Source organism: Streptomyces phaeolivaceus, from assembly GCF_009184865.1.
Taxonomy (GTDB): domain Bacteria; phylum Actinomycetota; class Actinomycetes; order Streptomycetales; family Streptomycetaceae; genus Streptomyces; species Streptomyces phaeolivaceus.
This window is the reverse complement of record NZ_CP045096.1, coordinates 3198263-3220294: the sequence shown is the minus strand read 5'-3', so window position 1 is coordinate 3220294 and position 22032 is coordinate 3198263. Positions and strand designations below refer to the sequence as shown.

Annotated in this window: 26 protein-coding genes; 16 read left to right on the top strand and 10 right to left on the bottom strand. The window is 69.3% G+C overall.

The genetic code is table 11. The features are described from left to right. Positions 1-3 precede the first annotated feature (3 nt). Positions 4-639 (top strand): 2'-5' RNA ligase family protein, encoded by a 636-nt coding sequence (locus tag F9278_RS14955; protein ID WP_152168777.1) that lies wholly within the window; start codon positions 4-6, stop codon positions 637-639. 368 nt (positions 640-1007) lie between these two features. Further along, positions 1008-1970, top strand: a complete 963-nt coding sequence (locus F9278_RS49025) for an NUDIX hydrolase (RefSeq protein WP_450372089.1) — start codon at positions 1008-1010, stop codon at positions 1968-1970. Between the two features lie 17 nt (positions 1971-1987). Here the strand turns inward: F9278_RS49025 and F9278_RS48465 are convergent, their stop codons facing one another. Then, complete coding sequence (locus F9278_RS48465) at positions 1988-2143, bottom strand: hypothetical protein (protein WP_319023108.1); 156 nt, start codon at positions 2141-2143, stop codon at positions 1988-1990. 301 nt (positions 2144-2444) lie between these two features. Further along, positions 2445-3065 carry a hypothetical protein gene (locus F9278_RS14935; RefSeq protein WP_226966746.1) on the bottom strand — a complete coding sequence of 207 codons (621 nt, stop codon included), beginning with the start codon at positions 3063-3065 and terminating at the stop codon, positions 2445-2447. A 184-nt stretch (positions 3066-3249) separates the two neighbouring features. Here F9278_RS14935 and F9278_RS14930 point away from each other — a divergent pair, with 184 nt between their 5' ends. Further along, positions 3250-3738: a hypothetical protein gene (locus F9278_RS14930; protein ID WP_152168776.1), complete on the top strand. Its 489-nt coding sequence runs from the start codon at positions 3250-3252 to the stop codon at positions 3736-3738. Positions 3739-3914: 176 nt separating this feature from the next. Here the strand turns inward: F9278_RS14930 and F9278_RS14925 are convergent, their stop codons facing one another. The 3 genes from F9278_RS14925 to F9278_RS14915 form a co-directional block, all read right to left on the bottom strand. Beyond that, positions 3915-4484: a hypothetical protein gene (locus tag F9278_RS14925; protein WP_152168775.1), complete on the bottom strand. Its 570-nt coding sequence runs from the start codon at positions 4482-4484 to the stop codon at positions 3915-3917. 63 nt (positions 4485-4547) lie between these two features. Then, complete coding sequence (locus tag F9278_RS14920) at positions 4548-4784, bottom strand: DUF397 domain-containing protein (protein ID WP_152168774.1); 237 nt, start codon at positions 4782-4784, stop codon at positions 4548-4550. Then, the gene (locus F9278_RS14915) at positions 4781-5638 is read right to left on the bottom strand and encodes a helix-turn-helix domain-containing protein (protein ID WP_152168773.1); all 858 of its coding nucleotides are present in this window, start codon (positions 5636-5638) and stop codon (positions 4781-4783) included. Before F9278_RS14915 ends, F9278_RS14920 begins: the two co-directional genes overlap by 4 nt. 246 nt (positions 5639-5884) lie before the next feature. On the opposite strand from F9278_RS14915, the gene F9278_RS14910 reads away from it, so the two are divergent. From F9278_RS14910 to F9278_RS14855, 13 genes are all read left to right on the top strand, one after another. Beyond that, positions 5885-6265, top strand: coding sequence for an ATP-binding protein (locus tag F9278_RS14910; RefSeq protein WP_193241489.1), 381 nt, complete (start codon positions 5885-5887; stop codon positions 6263-6265). A gap of 237 nt (positions 6266-6502) precedes the next feature. After that, complete coding sequence (locus F9278_RS47055; RefSeq protein WP_226966745.1) at positions 6503-7240, top strand: hypothetical protein; 738 nt, start codon at positions 6503-6505, stop codon at positions 7238-7240. Positions 7241-7245: 5 nt separating this feature from the next. Next, a complete protein-coding gene (locus F9278_RS14900; RefSeq protein WP_152168771.1) occupies positions 7246-7911 on the top strand; it encodes a dTMP kinase in 666 nt (221 codons plus the stop codon). Beyond that, on the top strand, positions 7908-8783 hold the full coding sequence (locus F9278_RS14895; protein ID WP_226966744.1) for an isocitrate lyase/phosphoenolpyruvate mutase family protein: 876 nt from the start codon (positions 7908-7910) through the stop codon (positions 8781-8783). Before F9278_RS14900 ends, F9278_RS14895 begins: the two co-directional genes overlap by 4 nt. A 113-nt stretch (positions 8784-8896) precedes the next feature. Then, positions 8897-9367, top strand: coding sequence for an NUDIX domain-containing protein (locus F9278_RS14890; RefSeq protein ID WP_152168770.1), 471 nt, complete (start codon positions 8897-8899; stop codon positions 9365-9367). Positions 9368-9369: 2 nt separating this feature from the next. Beyond that, a complete protein-coding gene (locus tag F9278_RS14885) occupies positions 9370-10059 on the top strand; it encodes a TylF/MycF/NovP-related O-methyltransferase (protein WP_152168769.1) in 690 nt (229 codons plus the stop codon). Further along, a complete protein-coding gene (locus tag F9278_RS14880; protein WP_193242113.1) occupies positions 10056-11000 on the top strand; it encodes an NAD(P)-dependent oxidoreductase in 945 nt (314 codons plus the stop codon). The genes F9278_RS14885 and F9278_RS14880 overlap by 4 nt, the downstream gene beginning before the upstream one ends. Continuing rightward, positions 10997-11905, top strand: a complete 909-nt coding sequence (locus tag F9278_RS14875; RefSeq protein ID WP_152168767.1) for a nucleotidyltransferase domain-containing protein — start codon at positions 10997-10999, stop codon at positions 11903-11905. Before F9278_RS14880 ends, F9278_RS14875 begins: the two co-directional genes overlap by 4 nt. A 34-nt stretch (positions 11906-11939) precedes the next feature. Further along, the gene (locus F9278_RS14870) at positions 11940-13820 is read left to right on the top strand and encodes a radical SAM/SPASM domain-containing protein (protein ID WP_226966743.1); all 1881 of its coding nucleotides are present in this window, start codon (positions 11940-11942) and stop codon (positions 13818-13820) included. Continuing rightward, positions 13817-14530 (top strand): 2OG-Fe(II) oxygenase, encoded by a 714-nt coding sequence (locus tag F9278_RS14865; RefSeq protein ID WP_152168766.1) that lies wholly within the window; start codon positions 13817-13819, stop codon positions 14528-14530. The genes F9278_RS14870 and F9278_RS14865 overlap by 4 nt, the downstream gene beginning before the upstream one ends. A gap of 81 nt (positions 14531-14611) precedes the next feature. After that, complete coding sequence (locus F9278_RS46160) at positions 14612-14788, top strand: hypothetical protein (protein ID WP_193241488.1); 177 nt, start codon at positions 14612-14614, stop codon at positions 14786-14788. Positions 14789-14882: 94 nt separating this feature from the next. Beyond that, positions 14883-15791: an aKG-HExxH-type peptide beta-hydroxylase gene (locus F9278_RS14860; protein ID WP_152168765.1), complete on the top strand. Its 909-nt coding sequence runs from the start codon at positions 14883-14885 to the stop codon at positions 15789-15791. 104 nt (positions 15792-15895) lie between these two features. Next, positions 15896-16501, top strand: a complete 606-nt coding sequence (locus tag F9278_RS14855) for a 2'-5' RNA ligase family protein (protein ID WP_152168764.1) — start codon at positions 15896-15898, stop codon at positions 16499-16501. Here F9278_RS14855 and F9278_RS14850 read toward each other — a convergent pair. From F9278_RS14850 to F9278_RS14830, 5 genes are all read right to left on the bottom strand, one after another. Continuing rightward, the gene (locus F9278_RS14850) at positions 16498-18945 is read right to left on the bottom strand and encodes a site-specific integrase (protein ID WP_152168763.1); all 2448 of its coding nucleotides are present in this window, start codon (positions 18943-18945) and stop codon (positions 16498-16500) included. The genes F9278_RS14855 and F9278_RS14850 overlap by 4 nt on opposite strands. Then, entirely contained in the window at positions 18942-19295 is a 354-nt protein-coding gene (locus tag F9278_RS14845; protein ID WP_152168762.1) for a helix-turn-helix domain-containing protein, read from the bottom strand. Before F9278_RS14845 ends, F9278_RS14850 begins: the two co-directional genes overlap by 4 nt. Positions 19296-19361: 66 nt before the next feature. Next, on the bottom strand, positions 19362-20324 hold the full coding sequence (locus F9278_RS14840; protein WP_319023107.1) for a tyrosine-type recombinase/integrase: 963 nt from the start codon (positions 20322-20324) through the stop codon (positions 19362-19364). A gap of 203 nt (positions 20325-20527) precedes the next feature. Then, positions 20528-21046: a 2'-5' RNA ligase family protein gene (locus tag F9278_RS14835; RefSeq protein ID WP_152168761.1), complete on the bottom strand. Its 519-nt coding sequence runs from the start codon at positions 21044-21046 to the stop codon at positions 20528-20530. After that, the gene (locus F9278_RS14830; protein WP_152168760.1) at positions 21043-22020 is read right to left on the bottom strand and encodes an endonuclease/exonuclease/phosphatase family protein; all 978 of its coding nucleotides are present in this window, start codon (positions 22018-22020) and stop codon (positions 21043-21045) included. Before F9278_RS14830 ends, F9278_RS14835 begins: the two co-directional genes overlap by 4 nt. Between the last annotated feature and the right edge of the window lie 12 nt (positions 22021-22032).

Sequence of the window (22032 nt, the reverse complement as noted above, 5' to 3'; positions counted from 1 at the left end):
TCTATGCGAGCCTTCAACTTCAAGCAGGGCAAGGCGTCTTGGGACACAGGGACCTTGCTCCACTGGTACGTCGAGGTGGACTGGGACGACCCGCGTCATGATGCCCTCGCCCAGTTGGTCACGGACTCGAACCAGACCCTCCTGGACGCCGGGTTCCCCGTCACCCCAGTCGAACATCGCTGGCTGCACATCACGATCGACCAGATCAGCAGACCCGCCCACCTGATCGGCCAGACCGAGCGCGACAAACTCGTCGCCGAGGTCAGCCACCGCCTAGCCACCATCGCGCCGTTCACCATCATGATCGGCTCCGTACTCAGTTACGGCAGCGGCGCCATCGCCGACACCCATCCCGATCACCAGCTCTCAGCCCTGCACGCCGCGGCCCGCGACAGCACTCGCGCCACGCTCGGCGATGACGCCTGCCAGTACGAATTCGGGATTCAGCATCTGACCACGGCCTACGCCTACGCCGAGGCGGACTCCGACGCCGCGCAACGCCTCCTCCGGCGAGTCCGACCGAGCCATGCCCCGATGGAAGTCAACGCGGTGCACCTTGTCGACGTCACCGCGGACCCACAGGCCAAGACGATCACCTGGGAACGGGTGACGCGGGTCCCCCTCGGTACAGCTCTCTGACTCCCCGGAGACCCGCGGCCCCTCAGGCGCCGTACCGGGCAGCGAAAAGGACAAGATCGCGAGACGGAATGCCGGGCCAAATGAACGAGACAGCGCAGGAACACGCAGGTGGTGACATCGGAACGGGACATTCCAATTGCGGACCTACAGCCGAGGACGAGCTGTCCTGCGCGGATTTCCGATCACGTGCGTGGAAGATCGCTGGCTGCATATCACCGTGTGGCGATTGAGCAGGTCCGATCGCAGAGGCGGTTTTCGCGACGCAGATGGTCGGCTGTGTTGTATTCCGCAGGACCTCCCGTGATGCAGGTCACACTCTTTCGTGTTCCTGGGGCCTCGCTGTCAGTGGGGACTGAGATCGTGCCTCCGTGAGCGAATTGGTGGAGCATGTAGATGAGCAGGACCGCGTGTTGGGAGTCGTCGAACGAGGCGAAGCGGAGCGTCAGCACTGGCCGCATCGCATTGCGACGACGATCTGCCGTGATCGGGCAGGGCGGATCTTGGTGCTGCGACGGTCCGAGACGCATTCCCGGTTCCCTGGCTACTACGACGTGATGGTCGGTGGCGCCGTGAACGTGGGTGAGTCGTATGAGGAAGCCGCGGCCCGGGAACTGTCCGAAGAGCTGGGCGTTCGTGTGCCCGTGCGCTTCATGTTCAAGTTCCTTTGCCGGGAGGGGATCAGCCCCGTGTGGTTTGGGGTGCATGAGGCTGTCGTGACTGAACCCCTGATCCCGGACCTGGGCGAGATCGCCTGGCAGGGCTGGCTGACAGAGGCCGAATTGTGCGAGGTCGTCGATCAACGGCTCTTCGTTCCGGGAGGACGGAAAGCTCTGCGCCGATACCTGCAGTCCGAGTCCGGGCCGGCAGCTGAAGAGGCGTCTCCCCGGCGATCCGCCGATGTCAGTGGCGACTGCGATGCTGTCGGCATGATCCCTTGGAACCTGCTGGTCATCGACAAGGCTCTGCGGGCCAGTTGGGCCGCTGACACCTGTTCCCCGGACGACCTCGCCCGCGCCGGCTGGCAGCCCGGCAACCCGGCGTGGGGTCACTGTGACATCACCGCTTTGATAGTGAATGACATCTTCGGTGGCGACCTCATGGTCGGGGAGGTCCACTGCGGCGGGGAACAGCACGGATTTCACTGGTGGAATCGGTTGCCCAGCGGTGTGGACCTCGACCTGACGCACGAGCAGTTCCGGGATGGCCAGACCGTCACCGCAGCCCGGGTCGTCAAACGTCCACCTGGGCCTCTTCCTCGGCGCTGGGAGGAGTATCTCCTTCTGCGCGAGCGCGTCATCGAGCACCTCGGTCACCTCCCCGAGCCTGCCTGACCCGCGGAGATCGTGCTTCAACTGCACATCCCGATCATGGTGGTTCGTGGTGCGGGAAGGCGGCTGACCCGGCTGGCCCCGGCGGCGGCATCACGGAGCCGAACGATCTCCTCGTGCTGTGCGGCGAGCCGGGCCAGGGCCTGGGTGCGGAAATCCGCGAGCTCGTCGATCATCTGTTCCGACTTGGCCAGTCGCTCCCTGAGCGTGGCATTCTCCGCCTTGAGGCGGGTGATCTGGGCTTCGCGGGGGTCGGGGATCTCGCCGGCCTGCTGAGCGCCTGGACCCGTCGTTCGAACTCGACGCGGAGGTGAGCGTAGGGGCGGGTGCCGTAGAACGCGGTGCGGTCGACGGCGGCTTCGTTGGCGAGGGTCTTGATGTCGCACTTTCCGCCGGGCGGGATCTCGCCTCGGAGGAGCCGGTCCATAGCGGCTCGGATGCGGTTCTCGTTCTCGGTCCGCTGGGCTGCGGAGATTCTCATGCGGATTCCTCGTCCATGGTGGCGCTGCCGGCGTCGATCTCGGCGACGACACGGAGAGCCCGGTCGTAGTCGGCCTGGAGCCGGGTGCGTTCGGTTTTGCGTGTGGTGCCGAGCTGGCCGAGGAAGGTCTCGGTGCGTTCTGCGTGCTGGGCCCAGACGGGGCGGTGACAGGGGTGATGGGTGGGCTGCGGGCAGCGGGCGGACTCACACATCCCGACGAGCGGACGGTCTGCCGTCGGGGTGCCGGCCAGCTTGAGGCAGAGTGCCCGGGACGGGTCGGTGAACCAGCAGTAGTTCGCGGGCCCGAGGTGGAGGACCTTGGCGCGTTTGGTCAGCAGGTTGAGCACGTCGCGGTCGCTGCGTTGGGTCTTCGGCGCTTTCACGGCGGTCGCGTCGAGTTTGGCGTCGATGCGCGCGAAGAACTCGGTGAGGCTGCGGGCTCCGGGGCCCGCTGGGAGGATGCCCTGCTGGTAGTTTCGGAACTCGGCGAGGACGAGGTCGAGGTTGCGGTCGCTCTCATGCTTGTTGACCTCGGCGAGAAGCTCAGCCTGGGCACCGCCAGGGCGGGATAATGGTGCAGTCGGGTATCGGAACTCTCCGAATAGCTCGGACAGCATGGAGACTCCTCTGTCGGGTCTGTACATGGCGAGTTGGGCTGGCGGAAGCCTCGGCACGGATGTCCAGAGCGGGCCCCTGTGCTCCGGGCGTTGTGGTCCTGCCGAGCGCGTGTCCCATCTCCGCAGGGTGATTTGACGCTGAACGGGGCAGTCAGCCTCGGTCGGAGCTGTCACGCTGGGAGCTGTGAGCGGTGCCCAGCGCGGTGATGACGACCTTCTCGATGAGTTGCTGGCTCTCCGGCGGGAGACTATGGCGCGTGTTGTCGAAGAGCTGTATCAGTGGTGGCCGTGGGACAAGCACCGCGAGATGCACCTGTGGAGCGAATACAACGACGGCATCACCGATCCGGAGCCTCCAGATGTCCGCCTGACGGATGCCGCCCTGGCGTTGCCGGCGGCCAGTGACCCTGTGGCCTTGGCGATGCTCCAGGAACTCGGTGAGGTGGCGGAGGAACACGCAGCCGGTCTGATGGCCAAGGAGGCTGTGCAGGTGCGTCAGGCGTGGCCACCGGGTGGTGACGTCAAGGTGCTGCTGGTCACCACCCATTGGTGGAGTCTTGCCGCCCGGCACCCCGGAGGCCCCGTGGTGGTGATGATGGACGGCATCCTCGGCTTGTATGACGTGACCGGAAACCCGCAGGCCACCGGGCCGGTGGCCAGGCTGTCCAGCTGATCCAGCCCGACGGATGTGACGGGTGCCGGGGGCCGGCTGGCGGCCTCGCGTGGCGGCATACGTGCATCCACGCTGGGGTGGGTTCGTGAGCGGACGGGCTGTCGGGACAGGCCGCGTCGTCGGGCTGCCGTGGTCAGGCGCTGGAGGTAATCGGTGGGCTGTGGCCCGTTCGGGGCTCATGTCCGTGGTCCGAGCCGGGAGGCGATGCGCCGTGCCAGGGTGTCGGGCAGTGTGATGTCGGCCTTGTGGTACTCCTCGGCGAGATAGGCGTCGAACTCTTCCGGGTGGGCCTCCCGCAGGCGCTGGACCGCGAGCTGGCCGACCTCGCCGCGGCGGCGGCGTTCCGCGGTGGATTCCTCCAGCCGGTGTTCCCGCTGTTCCGGGGTTTCTGCGGTGTGCCGGTTGCGGGGGTTGGCGGCTTCGGCTTCGTACTTGCGTTGACGCAGCGAGCTGTGCACGGTATTGGCCCGTTTGCGCCATTCGTTCGCGGCCGGATCGTCCTTGTTCTGCGCGAACTGGCGGTCGAGGGCGGTGATCGCGGACTTGATGGCCTTCAGCCAGCGCACGCGCATGTCGGGGTGGCGCAGGGCGAGCACGGTGAGCGGGTCCGCCCGCCCTTTGGCTTCAGCCATCACCGCTTCCAGGAACGCCTCCTCGGCCATCCCGGCCAGCTGATTCACTCTGCTGAGGAGCGCGATCTGCTCCTCGCCGAGGATCGCTCGCAGTTCCTGCCCCTCGTCGTGCATCGTGCCGAGTCCCCCTTCATCAGGCCGTACTGGTGTGTGGTGGGCGCCCGCTGTGGGGGAAGGTCAGCGGCGGCGGAGTTCGCCGTGCATGATGCCGCTGACGAACATGTCGTACTCGGAATCAGTGAACAGATGTGCGGGCTTGTTGGGATTCTTCGAATCGCGGAGGGCCACGATGCCGTCGTCGAGGAAGGCGATCTGGACGCAGTTGGTGCCGCCGCTGCTGAAGCTGCTGGTCTGCCACTGGGCGTCACGCAGCTGGGACTCGACCCAGGCCGGGTCGAGTTCGTTCTTGTTCATGCAAGGTCCTTGGCGATGGTGGTGAGAAGTGGCAGCGACGCTTTCTGGGAGAGAGCGTCGGATTTGAGCAGGTCGCTGGTGGTGCGGTACACCTCGACCGTCTCCGGCTCGTTGAGGTGGAGCGAGGCCCGCATGGACTCGATGCACACCAAGTCCCGCCCGGTCGGGAAGGATATGAGCATGAACGGCCCGTCCATCCCGGCGTGCGCGCCGGCCCGGTGCGGCAGGACCTGGATGGTGATGTTGGGGGCCGTGCGGGCGAGGTCGATCAGATGCTCAACCTGGGCGCGCATGACGGGCCGGCCGCCGACTTCCTGACGCAGGAGCCCTTCGGGAAGGACTGCCCAGATCTTCAGCGCCGGGTCGCGCTCCAGCATGTTCGTCTGGTGCTCCTGGCGCATGGACACGAAGCCGTCGATGTCCTCGGGTGTCTTCCAGGCCCGGCTGCCTTCGGTCACGGCGCGGGCGTACTCCGGGGTCTGAAGCAGTCCGTGGATGGCTGCGGGGTTGAAGACGAACAGGTTGCTGGCGGTTTCCACCAGGGAGAGGTAGTCGCCGAGCGGGTCGTCGACGACGCCTTGGTAGCGCTGCCACCAGTCGGCTTCCCCGGCCCGGCGGACCAGGCCGCGCAGTTCCTCGCGCAGTTCGGGGTCGGTGATCCTGTATACCTCGAAAAAGTGCGGCAGCTGCTGGATCTTGAGGCCCTGCACCCCCTTCTCGATCTTGCTGACCGTCGAGAAGGACCGGTAGCCGAGATGGCTCGCCGCCTCCTCCTGCGTCCAGCCCAAGGCTTCGCGGATGCGCCGGAGTTCAGCACCCAGGCGTCGGCGCCGAGGTGTCGGCTCGACCGGCATCCCTCACCTCCTCCTCAATCTTGACGCCAGACTAGCGGCTGGGCCAGTTCGTGAATATGCCAAGTCCCCGAGAGGAATGACTTTCCTCAAGGACTGCTTGTCGAAAGGGTAGTTGGCCGTCATTATCGAAGCTCACCCAGCGGACGGTGGCGCCCCGGTTACGCCGCGCCATCTCCGCCGTGGACGCACGCGCCACCTGGAGGGTCAGTGCCTGTGATGGCGGTCAGCCCAGTTCGGCAGCACCACATGGTGCTGCCCGCAATCGGCCCCGAGAGCATGGAATGCGTCCGGGAGATCGTGCGGGTCCTCCTGCGGATGTGGCGCAAGAGCGAGCTGGAGTTCGTCACCGAGCTCGGCGTCACCGAGCTGCTGACGAATGTCTTGAAGCACACGCCGGGCGACTGCGAGCTGCTGGTGCGGGAGACGCCGGACGGCATCCTGGTCGGCGTCACCGACTTCGAGGACGCGCTGCCGACCGTGAAGGACCCCGACGGGGACGCCGAGGGCGGCCGGGGCCTGTTCCTGCTGTCCTGCCTGGCCGACGAGCTTCAGAGCCAGCCCCTGCTGTACGGGAAGCAGGTCTGGTTCCGGATCGGCCATGCCGCAGGCCGGGAGGAAGGTCGATGACGGTCGCTGGCGCGATGGCTCCGATCGAGCCAACTTCCTTATTACGTACGGAAGTTCGAGCGCTCTCGTGCTTCGGTGGCACCCTCCCGCGAGATCTAGAATCAGAGTCGTTTGCCCGGTTTCGGCCTCCAGCTGCCCGGGCTGCACGCGGCCGTGCCCCATGATCGCGGGCACTGTGTCGCGTCCGGTCCTGACGAATCCAGAAAGGGCGTCCTCACGCCCGAGAAAGGAGCCCGTGTGGCCCTCTCCCCACCCGGCCCGAACCTGTGCGCGTCCTGGGAGACGCTCGCTGACGGACTGCAGGTCCAGCGCCTGGCCCTGCACCTGCCGCAGCTGCGCGAGCAACTCCTCGCACCGCCCAGCAGCATCGCCTTGTTCGCGCAGACCCCGCCGAGCGCGCTGACCGCGCGCCCCGCCCCGCTCGCCGAACCGCCGGCCGAGGCCGTCATCGACCAGGCCGGCCTTCAGCACTGGCTGCACATGCCGGCCGAACACGGAACGACCGACGCCGGGACGAACCCCTTGGCCGCAAGCGCCGACCAGGTCGCCGACACCCTCCTCGAGGGCGTCACCGATCCGGTCGTCCGCGCTGCGGTGGCCGCCGTGTGCACCGCGTCGGCCTGGTGGACGGGCGCGTTCGCTGTCATCCGCCACCTCGGCGTCCACCACACCTCCCTCCAGCCCGTCGATACCGCGATCACTCTGAACACGCTGCAGAGCGCGACGAGCATCGTGGCCCTCGGCACCGCCCAGCGGATCCTCTCCGAACAGCTGCGCACCGCTTCGGCGGACGAGGCCGTACGCATGGCCTACTGCCGCGCGATCACCGAGAGCATCGTCATCGAGAGCCGACTCCCCGAACTGCTGGACGAGCTGGGCGAGCTGCGGCTGGTCGACCTGGTATCGACGTCGATCCCATGGCGTGGCCGGTTCACGAAGTACGCCGGGGGCACCGGCGCCGGGCAGGTGGAGTAAAGCCGATGGACCGCTACCCCTTCATCGTCGTCGAGGGCCTGGACGGCACCGGCAAGACGACCCTCCGCAAGGGCCTGTTCCGCCTCTTCGAGGGCCTGTACCGCATCACGCCACTCGCCGTGCTGACCACCAACTTCCTCAACGCGGCAGTCGCGCTGGACCTGGTGGAGGGCAAGTACCAGCCCACCGAGGAGAACCGGGACCGCTACCTGGCGGCACTCGCGGCGGACAAGCAGGCCACCGCCGACCGGCTGATCGCCCCCAGTCTGCCGACCCGCCCGGTCATCGCGGACCGGTGGCTGCTGTCCGAACTGGCCTTCTTCGCGGTCAAACACGACCGCGCCCCTAAAGAGACATACGCCCATCTCACCGAGCAGCTCCACCTGGTGCCCGACCTCACGCTCGTCCTGGACATCACACCTGAGACCGCGATGGAACGGGCTGCCGACCGCTCGGGGGACGCCACCCGCCCCGACTGGGACGTGATGGACGTTCAGACCAGGGTCCGGGAGGTCTACCAGTCCGTGGCCGACACGCCTGGCGCGTTCCCCGCCTTGGGAAAGGTCGTCCGGATCAATGCCGCGCAGGACCGCGCCACCGTCCTGCACACCGCCTGGGAGGCCCTGACCCAGCACGGCCTGCTGCCCGACCGTGAAGGAGCCGCGTCGTGACCGCCCCCACCAAGGCCGACATAGCCCCGCTCGTTGCGCGGCTCACCGCCGCGGCGGACGCCCGCCGCCCGCTGCGGGCGATCGGCGCCGCGAGCGCGGTGGCCGCCAAGGTCGCCGTGGAGACCGGCTTCGACGCCCTGTGGGTGTCCGGCCTGGAGGTCTCCACGGCCTTGGGCCTGCCGGACGAGAACGTGCTGGGACCGCGCGACCTGGCCGACACCGTCCTCGCCCTCACCCGTACGGCGGCGCTGCCGGTGATCGTGGACATCGACAACGCCGGCGGCACCCCGGCCACCGCTCGCCGGTTCGCCGGTGACCTCACCCGCGCCGGAGTCGCCGCCCTCTGCCTGGAGGACAGCGCCTACCCCAAGGTCAACTCCTTCGCCCTCCACCGCAGCCAGGCGCTCGCCCGCACCGACACGGTGACCGAACAGCTCGCCGCGATGCGCGACGTCGCCGGCACTCAGGTAGCCCTGATCGCGCGGACCGAGGCCCTGATCTGCGGCGGGAGCGTCGCAGAGGCAGTGGAGCGGGCCGCAGCGTACGCGGCTTGTGGAGCGGACGCGGTGCTCATCCACTCCAAGGACCCCACCGGGCAGCAGGCCCTGGCCACGGCCGCAGCCTGGACGGGCGCGGTGCCGCTGGTGACCGTGCCCACCGCGTTTGCGCACCTGGCCCCGGACGATCTCGGCACGGCCGGATTCGCCCTGGCCATCTACGCCAACCAGCTCTCGCGCGCCGCGCTCGCCGCCATGCGGCGCGCCGCAGCATCCTTCCAGACCACCGGCTCCTTCACCGCCGACGGAACGCCACTGTCCGACGTCGCCGACCTCCTCCAGATCGCCGACCCGACCGCCCGCGCCTGCCTGTAGAAGGCGCCGGGCTCCGCTGCTCCACAGGTTTCGCTCTGCTCCATCCCCGCACCACCAGCACTCGCCGGGCAGTCGGCCGCGGCGGGCTCGACGAGGGAAGGAACACCCGCGCCATGACACCTCTGCCCCGCATCAGCGTGTCGGTCAAGGCCGCGATCGTCCACCAGGGCCGCATCCTGCTCATGTCGTACGACGACCACTCCGGCTTCCACTACAACCTGCCCGGCGGCAAGGCGAAGGTGGGTGAGCCGCTGCGCGACGCGGTCGTGCGCAAGGTCAAGGAGGAGACCGGCCTGCGGGTGCGCACCTCGCGGCTGTTATTCGTCGTCGAGTACGTCCCCGAGCAGTACAACGACGAGTTCGGCACCGTCCACAAGACCCAGCACAACTTCCTCGCCGAGCTCCTCGACGAGGACACCACCCCGCGCAAATCCGATCCACCCGACCCGATCCAGGTCGGCTTCGAGTGGGTGCCCCTGGAGGAGTTCGGCGGCAAGTACCTGCTGCCGCGGGTCAACCAACAGGTGCTCGACGCACTCGCCGGGAACCCGGCCGACCGCGACGTCCTCGTGGACCGGTGGTGACGATGCACCTCCCTCCCACCACCGTGCCGAGCCTCGCGGAACTGCACGACTGGCTCCTCGAACACCACGGCGACACCGTGGATGCCGACCGCCTGCCCGCCATCCGCACCGAACTCGAACAGCTCGCAGCCCGTAAGGTGCCCGGCGCCGTGATCGAACTCGGCTGCTACCAGGGCGCCATGGCGCTGTGGATGCGCGCCGTCCTCGATGCCACCGGACAGCACCAGCGGAGCGTCCACGTCTACGACTCCTTCAAGGGCCTGCCCGAACGCGGAACGAAGGACCCGGACCTGTTCGAGACCGGGTACCTGCGCGCCGAGCCGGAACAGGTGCTCGCCCTCCACGACCGCTGGGGCCGCACCCCGCCGGCGATCCACCCCGGATGGTTCGCCGACACCCTCCCCGGCCGGCTCCCGGACCAGATCGCCTTCGCCTACTTGGACGGCGACTACTACGAATCCATCCACACCTGCCTGACCGCGTGTGTCCCGCGCATGGCCCCCGGCGGCACGCTGATCGTCGACGACTACGCCGACCTGGAGGCGAACCCGAAGGCATGGAACGGGCTGCCCGGCGTCAAGACAGCCTGCGAGGACTACTTCCGCGCGCCCTCACCCCTTCAGGTCATCACCGGCGCCGGGGACCTGGCCTTCGGCCGCTACACCGCGCCCGCCGACGGGACGCAGCAGTGAGCGCGGTGCGCGAGGCGCCGCTGCTCGTGAGCGTGCGGGGCGCGGCCGACACCGCGCTGTTGCAGCAACGCCTCCCCGGCTGCGCGATCCGGGAGATCACCGCGCTCGCCACCGCGGATCCGGAACTTGCCGCCCGGGCCGAAGTGCTGGTGCTGCGGTCGGGGCACCGGCTGGACACCGAGCGCCTGAGCCAGTGGCCGGCGCTGCGGCACGTGATCCGGGCCGGCTCCGGACTGGACGGCATCGACATCGACGGCCTGGCCGCGCGGGGCATCAGCGTGCACCGCAACCCTGAGCCGGCCGCCGGCGCGGTCGCCGAATGGGCCCTGGCCGCGCTGCTCGCGCTCGCTCGCCGGATCCCGTACGGGCACGCCGCCCTGCTCCAGGGGCGGCACGCGAAGCAGCATTGCCTCGCCCCGCCCGTCTCCGCGATGCGGCTGGCGATCTGGGGCGCCGGGCCGGTCGGCCGGGCCTGCGCGCACGCCCTCGCCCCGCATGTCGCCGAGATCGCCTTCGCCGCCCGGCCGAGCCTGCCGGACACCCTGCCCTCGCGGCCCGGCAACGAACTGCCCGCCTGGGCAGACGCCCACGTCGTGGCGCTCCCGCTCACCGACGAGAACCGAGGCTGGTTCGGGACCGGGTTCCTCGCCGCGGCGCGGCAACGGCATCCGCTGCTGATCTGCGTCGGCCGCCTTGGCACGCTCGACCTCGATGCCTGTCTGCGCGCGCTCGCCGACGGCCGGCTCGGCGGTCTCGCCCTCGATCCCGTCGAGGAATCGGATCTGCCGCTGTGGCCGGCTGACGCCCTGCCCGGGCCGCTGAACCTGATCGCCACCCCGCACATCGGCGCCCAGCGCAGCGACGTCCGCGCCCTCCTCGACCGCTGGGTCGCCACGACCGCCGCCGGTGTCCTTGCCGGTGCAGACAGGACAGCCCGATGACCGCCACCCCGTGGCTGGATACGCGGCTTGCCGTCGCCGGGCACGCCGCCGCTGCCCTGGCAGACGAGTACGCCGGTGCCGACGTGTGGCTGGTGGGCGCGCTCGCCGAAGGTCTGGCCCACCAGCACAGTGACGTGGATCTGCTCCTGATCACCCCCGAGCCCGTCCCCGGGCCGGGCTCCCGCCTCATCCGCGGCATCCGCGCCGACGTACGGGCGGTGAGTGAGAGCACCGTGGACGACTGGCGCACGCTGCTCGACGCGTTCACCGTGACCCGCGACGGCATCGAGACGTTCCGCACCGTCCGGGCCCGGCTGAGCGACCTGACCCTCCTGCGCACGGCCCGGCCGCTCTCCCCGGTACCGGCCCCTGCGGAGGTCCTGGTGCCCGGGCAGCGGGCGGCCTATCAACGGTGGGCGCTTGCGGACCGATGCGAGGTGGCGGCGAGCCTGGCCGAGGACCTTCTCGGTCTGGCCCAGGCGGGCCTGTACCCCCACGCTGACCTGGTGTGGGACCAGCTCGCCCGCGTCGTTGCCCAGGCCGAGACCGTCGCCGCCGGCGCTCCGTTGCTCGGTGAGAAATGGCTGCCGAGCCTGCTGAGCCAAGACGACGCTGAACCGTTCAGGCCCGTGCCCGCGTTGCCCGAGCCGCGGTGGCTGAGCGCCGCCGCGCACAGTCCCTTCTTCGCCTCCGTCCAGACCCGTCTCGCCGACGCCCTGCTCGCGCTGTGGCCCACCGATGCCGAGCCGGAGCCGGTCGACGAGGCAGGGCTCGGCGGCTTCGGCTGGCTGCCGCAGCGATACAGCGACGGCTGGTTCCTGCGCCGCGGCGATGACCGCGTCCCGCTCACCGACGGCCGGATGCGCGCCTGGCAGCAGTCCGCCGCACGACGCGCCCGCACCTGAACCCATCCGCCCACCCTCGACCGGGGAGGTCCCGATGCCCAGCACGCTCACCACCCCCACGACGACCGTCGGCGCCGAAATGTGGCGGCCTCTGGAGGACACCGACCACGCCGCGGCGGTCTCCGTCGTCCTCAAGCTGCGCGGCGAGACCTGCGACGTCGACTGCCTGTACTGCTTCGAGAAACGCAAACTCGCCCCCGGCGGCGCCCAGATCACCGTCAAGCAGATACGCCGCCTCGGCCAGATCTTCGGTGAGCGGCCTCTCGCGATCGAACTGCACGGCGGGGAACCCCTGACCGTCAGCAAGGACGCCATGGCCGCCCTCCTCGACGAACTCGCCGCCCAGCCCACCGTGCACCGCGTCCACCTGCAGACCAACGGCGTGCGGCTGGACGGCGAGTGGCTCGACCTGTTCGACGCCCACTACCCGGGCCTGCACATCGGCATCTCCATGGACGGCGACGAACAGGGAAACTCCTGGCGGATCGGCTACGACGGCACCGCTATCTACCCGCACATCGTGAACGCGCTGAATCTGCTTGCCGAGCGCGGACGCACCTGCGGCATCGTCACCGTGGTCACCCCCGCCGTCCTGGGCCGCGCCGCAGAGGTCATCGACCACATCGCCACCTTCGACGCGGTACGCGCCGTGCACCTCCTGCCCGCCTTCGACACCACCGTCACCCGACCGCTCACGGCGTCCGGCCGCCGTACCAGCCCCAGCCGCCTCCTCCAGGCCCGTGCGGTCGGCACCGACGGCGCGGCCTGGGCGATCACTCCCGTCCAGTACGCCGAGTTCGTGCTTGAGGCCGCCGCTCGCTGGATCGGCGCCGGCCACTTCCGGCGGATCAAACTCGACCCGGCCGTCGCCACGATCCGCCGACTCAAGGGCCTGGACAGCGCCCACTGCCACTTCGCCGCGCACAAGTGCTCCCACGTCTTCACCGCCTACCCCGACGGCCGCTTCGGCTCATGCGACGAACTTCCCTGGCCCCAGGCCCACCTGCTGCCGCTCGCCGCCGCGCGCAGCGAGAGGGACGTCACCGAGGCCCAGCACGCCAACCCGCAGCTCACTGCCGGACGGGAGCTGATGACGAAGTGCGTCTCCTGCCCGTACCAGGCGGTCTGCGGCGGCGGGTGCACCGCGACCCGCTGGCGCATGGTCCAGGCGACCGGCAGCGATGACGCGTACTGCGACCACCGCGGGCGCCTCATCGACGGAATGGCTCACCTGCTCGCCGCCCCCGCCCACCCGGCCGGCGCTCACTGCCTGCGCGCCCACTGGCGGCCCCTCGGCCCGAACGTCATGGACGACGTGGACGCCTTCCTCGCCCGCTGGGACGATCCGGCATCTCCCCGTTCCCCGGCCCGGCTCCGGGCGAGCTACCACGGCAACATCAACGCCGCCGGCCTGCCCGGCGAGCAGGCGGCCGACGACCTTGACCCGCACCACCCCCAGTGGGGCGAGGGCATCGAGGACCGCGTGTGGCCGCTGGTCGACACGATCACCCGCAGCTGGAAGGCCGTCACCTACGACTCCTGCCAGGGCCACGCCCACACCGGCACGAGCCTGCCCCCGTCCGCGTTTCGCGTCGGCCTGCTGCCGCGCACCCGCACCGAGTACGCCGCGCTCGCCGCCCGACTGTGCCACACGCTCGCCGCCACCGACGGCTACCTGCCCGCCGCCATCACCGCACACATCGCACGCACCGACCTGACCAGCGCCCACACCGGCCACCACCACTCCGTCCTCAACCTCACCCTCACCCCTGCCCCCGGCAGCACATGGGCCGACTACTTCACCGGCCTCGACCAGGCCGTTCGCACGCTCACGCACGTCGCCCGCCACACCCCGGCGGTCACCGGATGCGCCTGCGCCCTCCGCCCGCCCCGCCCTACCCGGGAGGCACGATGATCCACATAGCGGAGACGCTCACCGTCTCCAGCATCGAGAACTTCCTCACCCCCGGCGAGATCACCACCCTGATCAGCGCCGTGGACGACGCCCTCGGCGATGACGGCCTGCGCCGTTTCGACACCGAGCGCACCACCACCCTGCACTCCATCCCCGGCCAGACCAGCGAGCAGGCCATGGCCGTCTACGAACCAGCCGGCCGCCTCGAAATCCACCCGCCGCCCGAGACCGCGGCCAAGGTCCTCGCCCACGCCGTCGAGCGGGCGATGCCCGTACTGCGGCGCGCCCTGCCCGCCCTGACCTCCTGCCGCGAATGGATGTACGTCGAGTACGCGCCCGGACAGCACATCACCCCGCACGTCGACGGCATCGCCCCCCACCCCGCCGACCCTGTCCGCCAGCTCGCCGGGATCAGCGTCGTCCTCGAACACGCCGAAGACGGAGGGGAGTTCTTCGTCGAAACCACCTCCAACCCCGCCCTGTGGAGCGACCAGCACGGCGGCGACGGCTACGACCCGGCCATGGCGTTCACCCACGACGGAGCCGACCACTCCGCCGACTGGTTCCGCACCATGCCGCGCACCCGCTGGAACGTGCACCCCGCCCCCGGCACCGCGCTGCTGTACGGATCCCAGGTCACCCACGGCACCGAGCCGGTCCGCACGGGGCGCGAACGCAAGTTCATCAGCTGGCTGATCAGCGAAGCCTGACCGGCCATGTCCCCGCCCATCCGCAGCCCGCCCCTCGCGGCGCTACGTCCGGACCAGTCCCTGCAACCCATGGAGGAAGAGATGACGACCGATGCGTGCGGCGAGTTCCTCGCCGCGGTGGACCAGCTGCGCGACGACGACGGCACCGTCCGCCTGACCGCCCACACCTCCAGCGTCTCCGCAGACGCCTGGAGCACCCCGGCCACCGGCGCCGAATCGGCGCCGGCCGCCACCGCGGAGGCGGACAGCGCCAGCTGATCGGGCCGGGCCACTCGGCCTGCCCCACATCTCAGACCCGGTGCCGGCGCCCCACGGCCTGGCACCGGGGCCCGCTGCCAAGGAGCCTCCCGACATGAACGACGTCGCCGCCGCCCTCGATCTGGACGCCATCACCACCCACCGCCGCGAACGCACCGCCGCCGCGCTGACCCTGCTTCACCCCGGTTCCGTCACACCTCCGGACGACGAGGCGCTGCCCTTGGCCTACGCCCTGGCATACCACAGGCTCGAAGGCGCCGAGAGCGCCGCCCGCCGCCGCGACACGACCACACTCGACTGGTACCGCAACACCGCCGGGCCTACCCTGGCCCGCCTGGCCCACTCCTCCCGCCTCGGCCCGCGCATCGTGATCGCCCCGAATGCGGACGAGATGATCCGCGGCCCACACTCCGACACCCCGTACTACGTCCTCGGCCCCGACATGACCGGCGCCGCCGAGTCCCTGGCCGTGCTGGCCGACGATGCCTTCGGCCACATCGCAGCCACCGGCCTCGACGCTCTCGTCGCAGCGCACGCCGCCGTGATCTGCCTGACCGGCCGACGCCGTCCCGACCAGACCCTGCGCAGCTTCGCCATCACCCGGCTCCCGGCGACCGTCTTCACCGACCACACCGGTGACGCTGCCGTACTGGGCCGAGACCTTGTCCACGAAGCCGCCCACAACTGGCTCAACGACGCCCTCGCCGCGCTCCACATCACCATCCCCGACGACGAGACGTACTTCTCCCCGTGGCGCGGCACCCAGCGGCCCGCGTACGGGTTCCTCCACGCCTGCTTCGCCTTCCCCCTCACGATGATCTACGCCGCCCGGGCCCGGCCCGGCGCCACCGGGGCCGCAACCGTCCTCGCCGACCACGAACGCCAACAGCGGCCCCAGCTGGCCGCCGCCCAGGACGACTTCACCCGCGCCGTGAAGTTGATTCCCGACCCCGCGCTGCGCGAACGGCTCAACAACGTCTTCCAGCACGCCCGCACACTCTGAACCACCCGCAGAGCGCGAGAACTTCAAGAACCTCCCGGCGCAGAACACACCCAGCCTGCCGCCACTGTCCAGGACGGCAGCTTCACCACATCAGGAGCCCGACGTTGGAGAACTTCTTCACCCCCAAGAAGATCTGGAAGGACGGAGGCCCCTTCCCGCACGTCCTCGTGCTCCTCGGCGAATACCCGGAGTTCCGCGAGTACGCCCGCGCTCACCACGAGCTGCTCTCGCAGTATGCGGAACAGCTCGGAGTGATCCCCGAGGAATGGCTGCACTCCACGGTCCAGGGCATCCACCACGCGGTCGACGATGGCCAGACGGACAAGCTACGCGTCACCCTGCACGAGGAACTGGCCGACATGCAGCCGTTCCAGGTCCAGCTCGGCCCCGTATGGCCGGGTATCACCGCCGTCACTGTCGCGGTCTACCCGGAGGACGGAATGGCCGAGCTCAACGGGCGCGTCCGCACGGCGATGGAGAAGGTTCCGGGGGTCACTCTGAGGGCCCCTGAGCTGCGGTTTTGGTCCCATGCGTCGCTAGCGTATGCGCGTCAGGACTTCACCGACCGAAAGCTCAACCGGGCGCTTCGCGCGCTGCGCCCCCCGCGGGTGGACATCACGATCGACCGCGTCCACCTCGTCAACCAGTACCAGCGCCCCGACCTGGGCTATTACACGTGGGACGAGGTCGAAGAGGTGCAATTCGGCTAAGAGGAAGGGGCGGTCGCCGGTTTGGCGCGTGTGGCGGATCGGGCGGCGACGGCGGCAGCGTACGTCATCCAGTCCCCGCCGCTCGCACGCTGCCAGGTGACGGCCACCCCCACGTGCACGCCGAGCATCTTGGCCAACTGCCCCGCCGGGAGTTGCTGGGCGAGCGCGAACAACGCCGTGCTGCGGCCCTGGCGCGACTTGACGCCCACCGCGTGAAGCCGTCGCAGCAGCTGCGTCTCGTGGATCGGCCGGCCTACCGAGCGGCCGGGGAAGAGCCAGTCGCCCTCATGGCGGATCAACGTGTCGGTGCCCCTGGATGCGACCAAGTCGAGCATGAAGCGGTCCAGCGGCGCTGGCAGCTGGATCGGCTGGTCGCCCAGGTGGAGCAGGACGTGGTCGTCGTCCTGTGTGACGCGGTCGGTGGTCAGGCGGTGGATGCTGCTGGCCGTCTGCGCGTACAGCAGCACCAGGAGGCCGGCGACACGGTCCGCCGTGGCGACGGACTCGTCGTTCAGCAGCCGCCGGGCGACGGCCCACCGTTCGTCCTGGTCGTGCGGGCCGGCCGGGCCCGTCCAGCGGATCGCGGGTGCCTTGATGCCCTTCGGGGCGTACCGGCGGCGCACCGCCCACCGGACGAAGGCAGAGCACTTCTTCGGGTGCGCGGGCTTGGTGCTGAGGTAGCTGTCGACGTCCGTCTGCGTGCAGCCGCTCAGCGACTTGTCCCGGCCTTCCAGCCAGCGCAGGAGTCCGTCGGCCCCCGCCAGGTGGGCGCGGACATTCTGGATCTGCTGGACGCTGGTGGGCTTGTCCTGCAGCCGCCCGCGCAACCTCCGCATCAGATGCCACAGGATGAACCCGCGCAGAGCTCGCGGGTGCTCACCCGGGATGTATCCGTCGAGGGTCTCCTTCAGCTCCCGCTCGAGACGTACCAAGCCCTCGTCACGAAACTCCAAGGCGCCGACGGAGACCAGCATGGAGCGGAAGTGATCAAGCGTCTTGCTCGGCGGCATGGCGTCGAGTGCGGCGTGGCTGATCTGGGGGTGCTCGCGCACCACTGCGGTGATGGTGGACTGGACGTTCGCCTTCCGCAGCCAGGTGATCGCGTAGATCGGACGGTCGACCTGGACAAGGCGCTCCCGCAGCCGGTCGAGCTCGGGCGCGATGGTGCCGTCGTCGGCCGCGAAGACCTTGCGCAGACGGGCGTCGAGACTGCATCGGGTACAGGGCGCGGTCGTCAGCTGCCACGTCGTGTTGCAGATGCGGCATCGCTTCCAGAAGTCCGGGTCGGGGTTGACGCAGCGGGCGCACAGCGGCTCCTTGAGCGTCCCTCCGCGGACGAGGCCGCCGTCTCCGCACCCGGAACAGACGATCCAGTGCCCCTTGCACAGGTCACACAGCGGTTCTCCGGTGGCCCGGGAGATGGTGACCCGGCCGGTGCGGCCGCAGATGCCGCACACCCGCTCGCTCCGCGGGCGGCACCGCAAACAGACCGCACCGTCGCCGGTCCGTCCGTAGACACGGCGCCGATTGCCGCATCCGACACAGACCTCCAGGTTCCTCGAGTCACTCGCCCAGCAGTACTGACAGAAGGCGTCGCCGTTCTCGTCGCGATGGTTGATCGGCTTCTGTTTGCCGCAGCGGGAGCAGATCGAGGCCCCCGCCTTCGCGGCGCAGTTGCTGCACACGCGTACGGCTCCGAGCGGTCGCTCCAGCGGCCTGGCGCGACCGCAGCCGGGGCACGGCGGAACGACCACCGACGTAGCCCCGGCCCTGCGCAACTCGTCGAGGAAACGCAGGACCCCCTGAACGGGTGCCAAGGCGCCTTCGCCGGTGAGGAGTTCAGGACGCTCGACTACAGCGGCAGCAATCTGGCGGCGCCCGACCTGGCGTTGGTGGGCACGCTCCAGAGCCCCGAGAACCACCTCAGCGTTCACCTCCGGCGCGATCCCGATCACCACGTCCGCCAGCAGCTTCGCCACGTCGTCGTCGACGAAGCACGTCCGGCAGAAAGGGCGGCCGTCCCGGTCCCGCGCATGCACATCCCGTTCCTGCCCACACCCCGTGCAGGCGGCCAGACTCGGCGATGAAACACAACGCGAACACCCCCACGTGCGCCTCGCGAAGGCCAGGGTGCGAGGCTCTCGCCCGCACACGCCACAGACTGGGGCGGCGAGTTGTTCCGCGCCGGCTTCCTTCAGGGCGAGCAGCAGCTTGCCGACCATGATGGCCGCGGGCGGCCTCCCGGTGCGCAGCACGTCGGGAGCCTCGGCCAGTTCGGCGGCGAGCCGGCGCTGCCGAGCACGTTGCCGAACGACACCGGCCGTCACCGCACGAACGGCTCCACGGCCGAGTGACGTCTCGACCTGGCACAGCACATCCACAAGCGCGTCCAGCGGCTCCCGCTCCGCCTCCGCGTTCCGATCGTGCGCGGCGGCCGTCGTCACTGATCACTCCTGATGATCCTGGCCCGCTTGGGCCGCAGATCCCCCAGGCCCGTCGACGACGGCTCGGCCGAACTTCCGCCTGCCGCCGCCTTCTTCGGGCGAGCACCGGCCCCCGCCGCCCTGACGGGCTCGATCAGCTCGTCCATGCGGCAGTCCAAGATGTCCAGCAGGGCCATGAGGATCTTGAGGCTGAGGCGCTCCGGACGTTCCACGACCAGGCGGTAGATCTGACTCGAGGAGAGCTGGATACCGCGCTCCTCCAAGGGCTCCGTGAGGTCGGTGGTCGAGAACATCCCACGGTCGGCCATGACCTTGCGCAGGTGCCACTGATAGTCGAGCTTGGCAGTCATCGCGGTATCCCTCTTCTCGTCACACCCCAGCGAAGGCCGGAGCCAGGGCATTCTGCAGAGAAGTGTTCATGAAGTCGTTGCTGACGTGCGTGTAGATGGCCAGGGAGCTATCGCACTCGTGGCCGACCTGCTGCTGAAGCGCTGCGGGTAGTCGAACTCCACCAGGTGCGTGATGTACGAGTGCCTTGTGTCCGCAGAGGTCAACTCCTTCGGCAGCCCCAGGGCATCGCGATACTCCTCGAACCGGTCGTTGATCGAACCCGGTCTGAGCCGGCCGCCGCGCTCGGTGACCCACAGCGCGGGCTGGTCCGGAAAGCCGAAGCGAGGCCGCACGTTCACGACGTAGTCCTCGACCGACTCGACGGCCCAGTCCATGACAGACAACACGTTCCGCCGACGCGGCGGCTGCCCCTTCTTCGCCTTGCCGTAGCGGACGTTGAGCGTCCCGTACCGGCCGAACTGCGGCGCTTTCGGGTTCCTGCCGAAGTCCACTAGGTCCAGCTTCGACGTCTCAGTCCGGCGAAGCCCCCACCCGTAGATGACCTTGAACAAGGTGGCGTCCCGGTAGGCGGCCAGCGAGCCCTTACGCCCGCTGCGCTGCGCCCGTTCGACCTGGTCGTCCGCGAAGTCGAGGAACATCTGCAGTTCCTCGCGCGTGAACGGGCGAGCCTCGGGATCGCCTTCGTAGCCCTGGAGATGCGGGATTGTGTTCCACTCGTGAGCGATCGCCACGGGGTACGTCCCGAACTGCTCCTCGCAAACCAGCGCCCAGTCATAGCGGGGGTCGATGAGGTACTCGGAGAACAGCCGCACCGTGCCCTGGTAGCCGCGCACCGTCGACGGCGCGAGGCCCTTCTCCGAGGTCAGGCTGGCCGACCACTCGTCCATGTGGGCCGGCGTCCAGAGCCACGGGTACTCATTCGTGTACGTCTGGAAGGCGCGGACCAACTTCTCGCGCGGCTCGTACGTGCCCTTCTTGAGGTTGCGGGCCTGCTGCTGCGACCTCCAGCCGTTAGCATCGCTTCCCACACCGTGTCCTCAGGCCGAAAGCGCAGCAGCCCGGAGACGAGCTCCAGATTGGCCGATCCGGCCAGCTCCGTACCCGGTCGTCGCATCATGGCGCGATCCCTTCTGACGCGCAAATCATGCATCAGAAGGGATATACTTGACAAACTTGCAGGTGGAGGCGGGTAGTTGTGGTGCTGTGCGAGTAGGATCGAAGGGCTCGCCGATCAGGCGACCAGCACGAACGCTCTCATCTGATGCAATTCCCGAGGCTTGCCGTAGCCGCCGGTCATGTGGCACCAGTAGGGTCTCTCGGCCTGGGGGAGGGATAGCCCGGCTGTCAGGAGCCCCGCGCGGACCCGGTCATAGAGGTCCTGCGGACTCGGTTCCGGCCAGATCTCCACGACGGCTGCCGACCCGCTGGCCCGCGCCGGACCGATCTCGATACCGAAGGGTTCCAGAGATGCCAGTTCCGCGCGGAGCGCGTCGGCTGCGGCGTGGAGGCGCGTGCAGGTGACGGGCTCACCGTGAATGTCGTGCGTGTCGATCTTCTGGAGGGTCATGTGCAGGTCCGCGTCGGCGACCGGGGTGATGACGTCGGGGTAGCGGGCGAGGATGGCCCTGAGCCGCGCGAAGTAGGCCAAAACCTGGGGTTGGCGGTGCGGAAGCCACAGCACATGCGCTTTGACCCGGTCGCCTCGGGCGTCGGGCTCCCACAGCCGGGTCTCGCTCAGGAAACGTCTCACCAGTGTCCTTTCTGTATCCGGGAGGGGTCGACGGTGATCCACGGCATCAGGTGGTCGGATGCGGCCCGCGCGGCGGTGCTGCCGTGGATCCCGTACGCCGTCAGGGCGGGGGCGACGGGGCGGCTGGCGAGGATGAGGTCGATTCGGCGCTTGCCCCACGGGTCGGGGTCGCCCTGGCCGTCTTGCACGTGGCCGACGGTGGGATGCCAGGGCTCATCCAGGTGCGCGGCGGCGTCGACCATGTACCCGCCTCGCAGCAGGTTCTCGGTCTGCTGTCTGTATGCCAGTTGTCTGCGGAATCGCTTGCCGATCCGGTGGGGCTGGACCTGGTATTCGAGATCGTCGTGACGCTGTTTCAGATACGGCTCGGCGTCGTAGTACTTTCGGCGCCAGTGCCACCATCGGCGTCGCCTCAGAGCAGCGGACACGGAGTTGAAGTCGCCGACTACGACGGCGGGATTCACGCCTCCGGTGCGGCGCAGGAGGCCCTTGATGCGCAGGCCCTCCTCCGTGCGCCAGTTCGGACGGAACGGGTCCCCGTGGTAGACGACGACGATGAGGAGCTCACCGACGCCGATATCGAAGGCCACGACGGTCAGCCCGTGCCAGAAGTCCGGGCTGCCCAGAGGCCGGTAGCTGCCCGGGGCGAAGGGCATCGTGTCGGGGTTCCACAGCGCGGCGGTGTACCAGGCGCGGTGTGTGTTGGCGGCCATCGCGACCCCGTGGGGCCGGCCGGGGGTGGCGGGAACGGCCGCGGTCAGTCCGCAGTCTGCGGCGAACGCGGCGATCGTCTCGGCGGCCTCGGCATCCCACTGGTCGCGGGATGTAGCGGCCTCGTCGATCACGACTTCCTGGAGGCCGAGGAAGTCAGGAGCCAGCTCGCGGACGGCAGTGACGCGTGCTTTCCAGGCGTCGGTGCCACGGTCCTTGAGGCCGAGTTTGTAGGCGTTGAAGTTACCTATGCGTAGAAGCACGAATGGCCTTTC

Bases quoted from the DNA above. Each gene is read 5' to 3' on its own strand.
- F9278_RS14910 (WP_193241489.1), top strand. From the start codon at position 5,885: ATGGTGCTGCCCGCAATCGGCCCCGAGAGCATGGAATGCGTCCGGGAG.
- F9278_RS14865 (WP_152168766.1), top strand. From the start codon at position 13,817: ATGATCCACATAGCGGAGACGCTCACCGTCTCCAGCATCGAGAACTTC.
- F9278_RS14955 (WP_152168777.1), top strand. From the start codon at position 4: ATGCGAGCCTTCAACTTCAAGCAGGGCAAGGCGTCTTGGGACACAGGG.
- F9278_RS14860 (WP_152168765.1), top strand. From the start codon at position 14,883: ATGAACGACGTCGCCGCCGCCCTCGATCTGGACGCCATCACCACCCAC.
- F9278_RS48465 (WP_319023108.1), bottom strand. From the start codon at position 2,143: ATGATCGACGAGCTCGCGGATTTCCGCACCCAGGCCCTGGCCCGGCTC.
- F9278_RS14935 (WP_226966746.1), bottom strand. From the start codon at position 3,065: ATGCTGTCCGAGCTATTCGGAGAGTTCCGATACCCGACTGCACCATTA.
- F9278_RS14920 (WP_152168774.1), bottom strand. From the start codon at position 4,784: ATGAACAAGAACGAACTCGACCCGGCCTGGGTCGAGTCCCAGCTGCGT.
- F9278_RS14870 (WP_226966743.1), top strand. From the start codon at position 11,940: ATGCCCAGCACGCTCACCACCCCCACGACGACCGTCGGCGCCGAAATG.
- F9278_RS14885 (WP_152168769.1), top strand. From the start codon at position 9,370: ATGCACCTCCCTCCCACCACCGTGCCGAGCCTCGCGGAACTGCACGAC.
- F9278_RS14890 (WP_152168770.1), top strand. From the start codon at position 8,897: ATGACACCTCTGCCCCGCATCAGCGTGTCGGTCAAGGCCGCGATCGTC.
- F9278_RS14925 (WP_152168775.1), bottom strand. From the start codon at position 4,484: ATGCACGACGAGGGGCAGGAACTGCGAGCGATCCTCGGCGAGGAGCAG.
- F9278_RS14875 (WP_152168767.1), top strand. From the start codon at position 10,997: ATGACCGCCACCCCGTGGCTGGATACGCGGCTTGCCGTCGCCGGGCAC.
- F9278_RS46160 (WP_193241488.1), top strand. From the start codon at position 14,612: ATGACGACCGATGCGTGCGGCGAGTTCCTCGCCGCGGTGGACCAGCTG.
- F9278_RS14845 (WP_152168762.1), bottom strand. From the start codon at position 19,295: ATGACTGCCAAGCTCGACTATCAGTGGCACCTGCGCAAGGTCATGGCC.
- F9278_RS14915 (WP_152168773.1), bottom strand. From the start codon at position 5,638: ATGCCGGTCGAGCCGACACCTCGGCGCCGACGCCTGGGTGCTGAACTC.
- F9278_RS14900 (WP_152168771.1), top strand. From the start codon at position 7,246: ATGGACCGCTACCCCTTCATCGTCGTCGAGGGCCTGGACGGCACCGGC.